This window comes from Beijerinckia sp. L45, assembly GCF_009765775.1.
Lineage (GTDB): Bacteria > Pseudomonadota > Alphaproteobacteria > Rhizobiales > Beijerinckiaceae > RH-AL1.
The window spans coordinates 11,701-22,914 of record NZ_LMUU01000169.1; the positions used below are offsets into that span (position 1 = coordinate 11,701).

Below are 11,214 nucleotides of genomic sequence, written 5' to 3' on the forward strand. Positions count from 1 at the left end.
CGATCTGCTTCGCCAGCACGGCGGAGGAGGCATAGGAGATCGCGACGGGCTTGTTGCCCTTCGCCGCCCAGGCCGCGGCGATCGCGTCGAGCGCCGTCTTCATGCTGGCCGCCGCGAAGATTACCGGCCCCTTGCCCGGCGCCTGAGCGTGAGCCGGAACCTGCGCGGCGAAAGCCAGCGCCAAGGCCAGTGCGGCGATCCGTCTGATCATAGTGCTCTTCCCCAAAGCCGGTCGTGTCGGCTTCTGTACCGCGGCGCGCGCCGCTCGCAAAGCGCTATGTCCGGGCGAGCATAGGCGGCGCCTGCCCCTCTCCCCCTTGCGGGGAGAGGCTGGGAGTGGGGTCGGCGTGTTCTTCCACGATCGAAGCAGCGTGATGGACCCCCATCCCTAGCCCTTCCCCGCAAGGGGGGAAGGGAATGCGTTGCGGTCCCTACTTCCGCGCGCGCACCTCGTCGGCGCGCATCGGCATCGTGTCGATCAGCGCGAAGATCTTCGCCGGCGCGACGGGCTCGCGCCAAGTCTCCTTCACACCGCCGTCCTTGCCGACCAGCACGACCGCAAACCCCTTGGGCCCGACGCCGAGCTTGCGTCGCAGCGCCGCGTCGGGCTCAGGCACCGCGACGACCTTGATCTCGTAATCGGCCAGAAGCCGCGCCTTGGCGTCGAGCGCCACGACCTGCTGCTTGAACCGCGCGTCGTCCGGCCCGTCGCCCAGCACGACCACGGGGCGGGCCTTCCACACCAGCGCGGCCAGCGCGTCGGCGGCCTGGGCCGGGAGGGTCGCGCTCATGGCGAGCAGGGCAGCAGCAAAACCAAAGCCGTTCATGAAAAACCTCCGGACGCGCCCCTGGAACATGGGGTGCGCGGCGGAACAATGTCACCTCACGCCCGCGCCATCCGGTTCCAGGCGTCGAGGCCGGCGATCTTGTAGGCCTCCGCCAGCGTCGGATAGTTGAAGGTGTTCTCGATGAAGAAGTCGATGGTGCCCTTCAGGTTGAGCACGGCCTGGCCGATGTGGATGAGCTCGGTCGCGCCCTCGCCGATGATATGGGCGCCGAGCAGCCGCCGCGTCTCGGTGGAGAAGATCAGCTTCATCATCCCGGAATTCAGCCCCATGATCTGGCCGCGCGAGGTCTCGCGAAAGCGCGCGATGCCGCATTCGTGGGGGATGTCCTTGTTGCGCACCTCCTCCTCCGCCATGCCGACCATGGAAATCTCCGGCACGGAATAGATGCCGTAGGGAAACGACTCCGGCATCGACGAGGGTTTGAGGCCGAAGGCGTGGCCGGCGGCGAGCCGGCCCTGCTCCATCGAGGTCGAGGCGAGGCTGGGAAAGCCGATGACGTCGCCGGCGGCATAGATGTGCGGCACCGACGTCTGCAGCGTGTTCGGCGTCACGCCGATGCGGCCGCGATGGTCGGCGGTGATGCCGGTCACCTCGAGGTTGAGCGCCGTCGTCGCGCCGACGCGCCCGGCGGCGTAGAGCAGCATGTCCGCCTGGACGATACGGCCGTTGGCCAGCGTGATGCTCGGTGCCCCGGCCTCGTTCAGCGCGATCGCCGTCACCGCGGAGCCCAGGCGCAGCGCCAGCTTGCGGTCGCGAAAATCATGCACCAGTTCGTCGATGATCTCCTTGTCGATGAAGTCGAGAAACGTCGGACGCGGTTCGATCAGGGTCACGGCGACGTCGAGGGCGCTGAAGATCGTGGCGTATTCCACCCCGATCACGCCGGCGCCGATCACCGCCAGACTCCGCGGCAGCTTTTTCAGGTCGACGATCTCGTCGCTGTCGAGCACCGTCGTGCCGTTGAAAGGGACGTTCTCCGGGCGGAACGGCGTGGTGCCGCAGGCGATGAGAATGTTGGCGGCCGTATAGACGCGGGTCTCGCCGGCATCGCCGGTCACCTCGATCTCGTGCGGCCCCACAAAGCGCGCCTGACCCCGCACCGTCTTCACCGCGTTGCGGCTGAACTGATGCTCCAGCACCTCGACCTCGTGGTCGAGCGTCTTGCGCATCCGCGCCATCAGGTCGCTCGCCTCGATGTCCTGCTTCACCCGGTAGGCGCGGCCGTAAAAGCCGCGCTCGCGCCAGCCGGAGAGATTCAGCACCGTCTCGCGCAGCGTCTTGGACGGAATCGTGCCGGTATGGACCGAGACCCCGCCGACGCGGCGCCCTTTTTCCACCACCAGCACCGACTTGCCCAGTTTCGCCGACTGGATCGCGGCGCGGCGCCCCGACGGTCCGCTGCCGATGACCAGCATATCGAAATCATGCATTGAACGACCTCGTGTCGCGGACGCTGGAGGCACGATGGCGGGAGGGGTCAGCGGCGGCGCCAGGATCGAAGCAAGTTGAGCGCCAGCTTGGCAGGTCGCGCCGCAACGCTCCTTGCGTCTCCGATACGTTCGCGCGCCGCGGACCGGGCGCGTGATCGCAGTTGAACCGCCTCAGTGTCCGCCATCAAGACAAGATGTCCATCGTTTACAACGCTTCAGTTGATGGTTGCTGCCTCTATTTCGTTTGTCACTAAACAAACAAAGCCGCGTCCGAGACCATTGACGAAGATTTCGCTCTCTTTTTTGTGATACCTTGGCGCAATCACTCTCACTAGATCTTGAATTCGCAGAACCCAGTTGCTCCGCTACTGTGATTGGCGATCTCCAATGGCCAAGGGCTTGATGCGAAGACTTATCTATGTTGTGGGCGGGGCCGTGGTACTCGGCGCTGCATCATTCGTCTTCCTCAGCATGACGACGCCGAAGGCGGCTGATCATGCCGCCTCGGCCCCAAAACCGATTCCGGTGATGGCAGCACGGGCCCAGGCGCAGGATGTCCCGATCATTCTTCGCGGTCTCGGCACCGTCACCGCGTACAATGCCGTCGCGCTGCGTAGCCGCGTCGAAGGCGCCATAACGCAGGTCAATTTTCGGGAAGGCCAGAGCGTCAAAGCCGGCGACCTGCTGATTCAGCTGGACCCGCGGCCCTTCGAGGCGGCGCTCGACCAGGCCAAGGCGACCTTGATGCGCGACCAGGCGGCTCTGGCGAATGCCAAGACCGATCTCGCGCGCTATTCCGATCTGCTGAAGCGCAGCTTTTCGCCGGAACAGCAGGTCGCGACGCAGCAGACCACGGTCGCCCAGGATACGGCAGCCGGGCAGAGCGACGAAGCGGCGATCAAGGCGGCTCAGCTCAACGTCGATTACGCCTCGCTGCGGTCGCCGATCGACGGGGTGACCGGCATCCGCCAGATCGACATCGGCAATCTCATCCAGGCCAACAGTGCGCAGACCTTGGTGATGATCACCCAGATCGAGCCGATCTACGTGATCTTCACGCTGCCGGAAGCAAACATCGACCGCGTCCGCGACGCGATGGCCAAAGGCACGCTTGCGATTCAGGCGTTTGCCGCCAACGATCGGCGGAAGATTGCCGACGGCAAGCTCGACCTGATCGACAATACCGTCGACCAGACCACCGGCACCGTAAAGCTCAAGGCCGAGTTCGCGAATGCCGATCGCGCGTTGTGGCCGGGGCAATTCGTCAACGCCCATGCCGTGCTCAGCACCGTGCATAACGGGATCACCGTTCCGTCGACCGCCGTTCTGACCGGCCCGAAGGGCAGCTTCACCTATGTCATCGACGACAAATCCCAGGTGTCCATCCGCCAGGTGACGGTGCTGCAGGCGGAATCGAATCGGATCCTGATCGGCAGCGGCCTCAAGGTCGGCGAGCAGGTGGTGACGGCCGGACAGTTCCGGCTGCAGCCGGGCGCCAAGGTCAAGGTGTCGGATCAGATCGCCGATGCCGGGCAGACGCTCAGCGACGCGCCCGCCGGCACGGACGTCACCGAATGAACATTTCCGCGCCGTTCATCACGCGTCCGGTCGCCACCGTCCTGATCATGGTGGCGCTCCTCGTCGGCGGCCTGATCGGCTATAATCTACTGGCGATCGCCGCCCTGCCAAGCGTCGACTTTCCGACGCTGTCGGTCAGCGCGCAGCTGCCCGGCGCCGATCCCAACACGATGGCCTCCGCCGTGGCACAGCCGCTGGAACGCCAGTTCGCGCAGATCCCCGGCGTCAACCAGATCACCTCGGCGAGCGTTCTCGGCACCACCAACATCACCCTGCAGTTCGACCTGTCGCGCAACATCGACGGCGCCGCCGGCGACGTGCAGCAGGCGATCAACGCCGCCCAGGGCTTTTTGCCGAAAAACCTGCCGACGCCGCCGACCTTTCGTAAGGTCAACCCGGCCGATCAGCCGGTCATCATTCTCGGCCTGACGTCCGAGGCGATGCCGCTGACCCAGCTCGATCAGTTCGCCGATCTCAACATCGCCCAGCGGATCTCGACGCTGGCCGGTGTCGGCCAGGTGTCGATCATCGGCGAGCAGAAATACGCACCGACGATCCAGATCAATCCGCTCTCCCTTGCAGCCCGCGGGATCGGCCTCGACGATATTGCGGCGGCGGTAACGAGCACGACGGCAAACCTGCCGGTCGGCACGCTGCAGGGCCCCGGCCAATCCTACCAGATCGCCACCAACGGCCAGCTCTTCCTGCCGACCCAGATCACCAAGGCGATCGTCACCTATCGCAACGGGGCGCCCGTCCGGCTCGGCGATGTCGCCAAGGTCGTCGCGGGTGTCGACAGCCCGCTGCAGGCAAGCTGGGTCGGCACGCAGCGCGGCGAGATGATCGCGATCTGGCGGCAGCCGGGCGCCAACACGCTCGATCTCGTCGATACGCTCAAGGCCATGATCCCGACCCTGCAGGCCGGCATTCCCCCTTCGATCAAACTCTCCGTCGTCAGCGACCGCTCGATCTCGATTCGCGACAGCTTTACCGACGTCAAGATCACCCTGATGGGCACGATCGTGCTGGTGATCATCGTCATCTTCGTGTTCCTGCGCGAGCTTTGGGCGACGATCATCCCGGCCCTCACGGTGCCGCTCTCGCTCGTCGGCACCTTCGCCGTGATGTACGGCTTCGGCTACAGCCTCGACAACCTCTCGCTCATGGCGCTGACGCTGGCGGTGGGTCTCGTCGTCGACGATGCGATCGTGATGCTAGAAAACATCTTCCGCCATCTCGAAATGGGCAAGGACAAGATCACCGCGGCCATCGACGGCTCGAAGGAGATCGGCTTCACCATCGTCTCGATCACCATCTCGCTGATCGCCGTGTTCATTCCCCTGCTGTTCATGGGCGGCATCGTCGGCCGGCTGTTCCGCGAGTTCGGCGTCGTCGTGACGATGGCGATCGTCATTTCCGCGATGATCGCGTTGACCCTGTCGCCGATGATGGCGGCGCTGGTGCTGAAGAATCCGCACGATGCCAAGCACGGCCGCCTCTATCAGCTGAGCGAGCGCGGCTTCGAGAGCATGGTCACCGGCTACGAGCGCATCCTCAAACTGTCGTTGCGGCACCGCGCACCGGTGATGCTGCTGAACCTCGCGTTGATCGGGGTCTCCGGCTATTTCTTCGTGACGATGCCGAAGGGCTTCTTCCCGCAGGAAGACACCGGCATGCTGTCCGGATTCACCCAGGCCGATCAGGACATTTCCTTCGATGCGATGAAGAACCGGCAGGAATCCGCGCTCGCCGTCATCAAGGCGGACCCCGACGTTCTGGCGGTCGGCAGTTCGACCGGCGGCAACTCGAGCCCCGGCTTCAACACCGGCCGCATGTTCATTCAGCTGAAGCCGGTCGGCGAGCGCAGCAAGACCGCGGACCAGATCATCCAGCGGCTGCGGGTCAAGCTGCTGGAGGTGCCGGGCATCGTCACCTATCTGCAGTCGGTGCAGAACATCCAGCTCGGCGGGCGCCTGTCGCGCACGCAGTACCAGTACACGCTGCAGGATACCGACATCAACGAGCTCAACGACTGGGCGCCCAAGATGCTGGCCAAGCTGAAAGCGTCGAAGCTGCTGCAGGACGTCGCCAGCGACCAGCAGACCGGCAGCCCGACCCTGATGCTCAACATCGATCGCGACGCCGCAAACCGTCTCGGCGTCAACATCGCGACGATCCAGCAGACATTGTCGGACGCCTATGGGCAGAGCTACGTCACCCAGATCTACGCGCCGCTCAACACCTATCACGTGGTCATCGAGGTCGAGCCGCGGTTCCAGCAGGACGCCTCCGCACTGACGCAGCTCTACGTCCACGGTGCCGGCGGGGCGATGATCCCGATCAGCCAGTTCGCGACGCTGAAGCCGGTGCCGGGCACCATCGCGGTCAACCACCAGGGCCAGTTCCCGGCGGTGACGCTATCCTTCAACCTGGCACCCAACGTCGCGCTGGGCGACGCGGTGACGGCGATCCAGGACGTCGAAGCCTCGATGGAGAAGCCGGCGACCTTGCAGACCTCGTTCCAGGGCACGGCGTCGGAATTCCAGAAATCGCTGGCGTCGCAGCCGCTGCTGATCGCCGCCGCGCTGTTCGCCGTCTACGTCATTCTCGGCATTCTGTACGAAAGCTTCATCCACCCCTTCACGATTCTGCTGAGTCTTCCGTCCGCCTCGGTCGGCGCGCTGCTGTCGCTCAAACTGTTCGGGTTCGATCTGAGCATGATGGCCATCATCGGCCTGATCATGCTGATCGGCATCGTGAAGAAGAACGCGATCATGATGATCGACTTCGCGTTACAGCGCGAACGCAACGACGGCCTCAGCCCCGAAGACTCGATCTACGAGGCCTGCGTGCTGCGCTTCCGCCCGATCATGATGACCACCATGGCGGCGCTACTCGGCACGCTGCCGATCGCCATCGGCTACGGCGCCGGCGCGGATCTCCGCCAGCCGCTCGGCATCGCCGTGGTCGGCGGCCTGATCGTCTCGCAGGCGCTGACCCTGTTCACCACGCCGGTGACCTACCTCTACATGGATCAGTTCAGCCAGTTCCTCGCCCGCCGGCGCAACAAGAAGCCCGTGGTGCACGAACCCGCGATCCATCCGGCGCGCAAGGCCGCCTGATCGGCTGAAAGCCGTGGTGCGTTTCTCGCGCGCCACGGTTGACCCAGCCCCTGCTTTTGCCGCACCACACCCCTCATGCGCGCGCCCACCGTCTTCACCATTTCGCCCGCCCAGCCCTTCCTCGAAACCTTCGTCGCGGCTTTGCTGCGCGGCGACGTGATTCCCGGCTACGCGCCGAAGGACGATCCGCTCGAGCTTGCGAGCGCGACGATCTACGTGCCGACGCAGCGCGCCGCCCGCGCCCTCGCCGACACGTTTCTCCACCAGCTCGGCGGCGCATCGGCGCTTCTGCCGCGCATTCTGCCGCTCGGCGCGCTCGAATCGACGGAAACGCCGCTGCTCTTCGCCGACCCCGAGCCGGCTATCGCCGGTCTGCCGCTGCCGCCGGCGGCCAGCGCGATCTGGCGGCGCCTCAAGCTCGCGACGCTGATCCAGGCCTGGGCCAAGGCGATCCACGGCGCGCTGCGCTCGGTCGACAAGCACGGCACGGCCGACACCGACGACAGCGAGGCCTTCCGCGTCGCGACCTCGACGGTCGACGCCTTCCATCTCGCCGGCGATCTTGCCGCCCTCATCGACGAGATGCAGATCGAGGACGTTCAGTGGGAGGATCTCGACGCGCAGGCCCTGCCGGAGTTCGACGATTACTGGCGCATCACCACGACCTTCCTCTCCATCGCCGTCGAGCGCTGGCCCGGCATTCTGGAGAAACACGGGCTGATCGATCCTGCGGCGCGGCAGATCGCGCTGGTCGAGGCGCAGGCCGCGGTGCTGGCGACCGGCGCGCAGCGCGGCCCGGTCATCGCCATCGGCTCGACCGGCACCAACAAGGCCACCGCGCGGCTGCTCGCGGCCATCGCCCGCGCGCCACGTGGCGCCGTCGTGTTGCCCGGCCTCGACCGCGATCTCGACGACGACGCCTGGACGATCATCGGCGGCACCCTGCGCGACGACCAGGAGCCGAGTTTCGGCCATCCGCAGGCCGCGATGGCCCGCCTGCTGCCGACTCTCGGAGTCTTGCGCGCGGATGTGCAGCCGCTTGGCGTCGCCACACGTGACGCCGAGGTGCGCGCAAAATTCGTCGCAGAGGCCATGCGGCCGGCGGACACGACGGACCGCTGGCCCGCCTACCGTGCCGGCGTCTCGCGCGAAAATCTCGTCGCGGCGCTGGCCGGCGTCAGCCTGATCGAGGCGGCGGACGAGCGCGAGGAAGCGCTCTGCCTCGCCATCGCCATGCGCGAGATTTTGGAGACGCCCGGTCGCACCGGCGCGCTGGTGACGCCGGACCGCGACCTCGCCCGCCGCGTCCGCGGCGAGCTGCTACGCTGGGGCGTGGAAGTCACCGACACCGGCGGCGAACCGCTGGCCGCGCGCCCGCTCGGCATTTTGGCCCGCCTCGCCGTGGCCGCCGCCGCGAACGGCCTCGCCGCCCGCGACGTCACCGCGCTGCTCGCGCATCCGTTGACCCGATTTGGGCGCGCCCGGGACGAGGTCGCCCGCCTCGCCAGCGTGCTGGAGATCGGCGTGCTGCGCGCCGTGGCGTTGCGCGAAAAGTCCAGCGAGCAGATCTTTGCCGACGCGCGTGAGGCCGCCGCGGACCACCATGCGCATCCCGCCCAGAAGACGATCACGGAAGAGGAATGGACCGCGCTGGCGGCGTTGTGGCGGGACCTCGACGACGCCCTCGCGCCGCTGCGCAAGCTGGAACGCGAGCAGCCGCTCGATCTCTGGGTCGCGGCGCATCGTGCGGCGCTGACCGCGATCCTCGGCGAAGATACCGCCGACGAGGATGCGAACGCGCTCGACACTTTGTTCACCGAGCTGACGTCGAGCCCCGACACGCCGCTGCTCTTCAATGCCGACAGTTACAGCGTCTTCTTCGGCAATCTCGCCGGTGAGGTGACGCTGCAAAACACGCGGCACCCGCACCCGCGCCTCCAAATTCTCGGCCTGCTCGAAGCCCGGCTGATCCGCGCCGACGTGATGCTGCTCGGCGGCCTCGACGAGACGGTGTGGCCGCCGCAGGCGCGCACCGACCCGTTCCTCAACCGGCCGATGCGCAAGGCGCTCGGCCTGACGCCGCCGGAACGCCGGCTCGGCCAGACCGCGCACGATTTCGCCCAGGCGATGGGCGGCGACACCGTGATCCTCAGCCGCGCGGCCAAACGCGGCGGCTCGCCCTGCGTGCCCTCGCGGTTTCTCCTGCGGCTCGAAGCGCTGGGACCCGAAGCCTGGTTGGCCTGCAAACGACGCGGGGCGCGCTACGCCGATCTCGCCCGCGCGCTCGATAGGCCGGCGAGCGCGCCAGCGCCGATCGCGCGGCCGCAGCCGAAGCCGCCGCTCGCGCTGCGGCCGACGCGGCTCAGCGTGACGCAAATCGAGACGCTGCGCCGCGACTCCTACGCGATCTACGCCGCCAAAGTTTTGGAGCTCAGCCCGCTGCCGCAGGTCGGCGAGGAGGTTGATCCGAGCGAACTCGGCAGCGTCATGCACGACACGCTGCGCGATTTTGTTCTGCATTATCCCGCGGCAGCCGATTTAGACGCGCGGCGGGTTTTTTTGCGCGATCTCCTGCGCCGGGCCTTCGGCATCGCGCTCGACGACCCGTTCTTCGCCGCCTTCCGCTGGCCGGCCCTGCTCAAGGCGCTGGACGTATTCCTCGACTTCGACACCGAGCAGCGCGCGACGCTTGATGAGGCCAAGGTCGAACTCAGCGGCACGCTCGAGATTACACTTGCCGACGCCTCGACCTTCGCACTCTCCGGCCGCGCCGATCGCATCGACCGGCATCACGACGGCAGCGCCACGATCATCGACTACAAGACCGGCCAGCCGCCCGGCCTGAACGAAGTGAAAGTGGGCTTTGCGCCGCAGCTGACGCTGGAAGCCGCGATGCTGAAGCGCGGCGCGTTTCGTTTGGCCCAGAACGGCCCGGTCAAAGCGCTATATCTCAAGCTCGGCGGCCGCGACGGCGGCTTTTCCCGCGATCTCACCTGGAAAGGCGAAAGTTTCGACGATATCGTCGAACAGCATTTTGAGGGCCTCGTCGCGCTGCTCTCCAGCTTCCGCCTGGAAGAGACCGGGTACCCCGCGCGACCCTACCCAAAGTTTGCGCGCGACGGCGGCGATTACGATCATCTCGCCCGCGTCCGCGAATGGGCGCTGGCCGGCGGCGAGGATCCCGCATGAGCAGAATCGTCGTTCCCGAGCTGCTTCGCGCGGCGCAGCTGAAGGCGAGCGATCCCGCCTCGTCGATCTGGGTCTCGGCCAATGCCGGCTCCGGCAAGACGCATGTGCTGACGCAGCGCGTCATCCGCCTGCTGCTGAAAGGCGTTCCGCCGGCGAAAATCCTGTGCCTGACCTTCACCAAGGCGGCGGCGGCGCAGATGGCGACGCGCGTCTTCGACACGCTCGCCACGTGGACCAACCTCGACGATGCCGCGCTGCGCGAGGCCGTGCGCGAGACCGGCGCGCCGTCGCCGTCGCGCACCGACCTGTTGCTGGCGCGGCGGCTCTTTACCCGCACCGTCGAGACGCCGGGTGGCCTCAAAATCCAGACGATCCACGCGTTTTGCGAGCGGCTGCTGCATCTGTTTCCGTTCGAGGCCAACGTGCCCGCGCGCTTCGAAGTGGCCGACGACGTGCGCCAGGCGACGCTCCTCGCCGGCGCCAAACGCGATGCCATCGCCGAGGCACATCGCTCGACCGGCGCGCTCGGCGCCGCGCTGTCGCGCATCGCCGAAGAGGTGGGGAGCGCCTCCATCGACAAGCTGATCGGCGAAGCGATGCGCGCGCGGGCACCAGCCCTGCGCTGGAGTCTTGCCGATCCGCAGGACCGTCTTCCCGCGCTGCTCGGCGGCGGCGGTCTCAGCGTCGAGGCGGTCGAACGCGATATGATCGATGGCGGCATCGCGCCGGCCGAATGGCCCGAGATCGCCGCGTTCTTTGCGACCGGTTCGACGAACGACCAGAAGCGGTCTGCGAAGCTCGGGATCGCGTTGCAGGCCTACACCGATTACGGCGCAGAACGGAGCAGCCGAACTCATGCTGTCGCGACCTACTTGGCTGTGTTCTTCACCAAGGATGGGCCGGCGAAAGCTCTGATGACCAAGGGGCTCGCAGCGCGGCGGCCTGACCTGCTCGCCGAGCTCATCACAGAGCAGGCGCGGCTCGTCGATCTCCTCGAAGCACGAAAGACCGCGGAGACGATCGAGCGGACGCAGGCGCTGCTCGCCG

At 66.7% G+C, this 11,214-nt stretch carries 7 protein-coding genes; 4 read left to right on the forward strand and 3 right to left on the reverse strand.

The features are described 5' to 3' along the window. From GSQ79_RS29695 to sthA, 3 genes are all read right to left on the reverse strand, one after another. Positions 1–211 (reverse strand): substrate-binding domain-containing protein (locus GSQ79_RS29695; protein WP_368669953.1); only part of this gene is annotated, 211 nt, incomplete at its 3' end. Between the two features lie 220 nt (positions 212–431). Further along, positions 432–827, reverse strand: coding sequence for a DUF4174 domain-containing protein (locus GSQ79_RS18850; protein ID WP_158810214.1), 396 nt, complete (start codon positions 825–827; stop codon positions 432–434). Between the two features lie 56 nt (positions 828–883). Next, positions 884–2,278, reverse strand: coding sequence for a Si-specific NAD(P)(+) transhydrogenase (gene sthA / locus GSQ79_RS18855; RefSeq protein ID WP_158810215.1), 1,395 nt, complete (start codon positions 2,276–2,278; stop codon positions 884–886). Positions 2,279–2,680: 402 nt separating this feature from the next. On the opposite strand from sthA, the gene GSQ79_RS18860 reads away from it, so the two are divergent. From GSQ79_RS18860 to GSQ79_RS18875, 4 genes are all read left to right on the forward strand, one after another. Then, positions 2,681–3,856, forward strand: coding sequence for an efflux RND transporter periplasmic adaptor subunit (locus GSQ79_RS18860; protein ID WP_246725436.1), 1,176 nt, complete (start codon positions 2,681–2,683; stop codon positions 3,854–3,856). Further along, the gene (locus tag GSQ79_RS18865; protein ID WP_158810217.1) at positions 3,853–6,978 is read left to right on the forward strand and encodes an efflux RND transporter permease subunit; all 3,126 of its coding nucleotides are present in this window, start codon (positions 3,853–3,855) and stop codon (positions 6,976–6,978) included. The genes GSQ79_RS18860 and GSQ79_RS18865 overlap by 4 nt, the downstream gene beginning before the upstream one ends. 75 nt (positions 6,979–7,053) lie before the next feature. Continuing rightward, complete coding sequence (addB, locus tag GSQ79_RS18870) at positions 7,054–10,167, forward strand: double-strand break repair protein AddB (RefSeq protein ID WP_158810218.1); 3,114 nt, start codon at positions 7,054–7,056, stop codon at positions 10,165–10,167. Continuing rightward, the coding region (locus GSQ79_RS18875; protein WP_158810219.1) for a UvrD-helicase domain-containing protein at positions 10,164–11,214 on the forward strand (1,051 nt) is incomplete at its 3' end. The genes addB and GSQ79_RS18875, both read left to right, overlap by 4 nt.

Bases quoted from the DNA above. Each gene is read 5' to 3' on its own strand.
- GSQ79_RS18860 (WP_246725436.1), top strand. From the start codon at position 2,681: ATGCGAAGACTTATCTATGTTGTGGGCGGGGCCGTGGTACTCGGCGCT.
- sthA (WP_158810215.1), bottom strand. From the start codon at position 2,278: ATGCATGATTTCGATATGCTGGTCATCGGCAGCGGACCGTCGGGGCGC.
- addB (WP_158810218.1), top strand. From the start codon at position 7,054: ATGCGCGCGCCCACCGTCTTCACCATTTCGCCCGCCCAGCCCTTCCTC.
- GSQ79_RS18865 (WP_158810217.1), top strand. From the start codon at position 3,853: ATGAACATTTCCGCGCCGTTCATCACGCGTCCGGTCGCCACCGTCCTG.
- GSQ79_RS18850 (WP_158810214.1), bottom strand. From the start codon at position 827: ATGAACGGCTTTGGTTTTGCTGCTGCCCTGCTCGCCATGAGCGCGACC.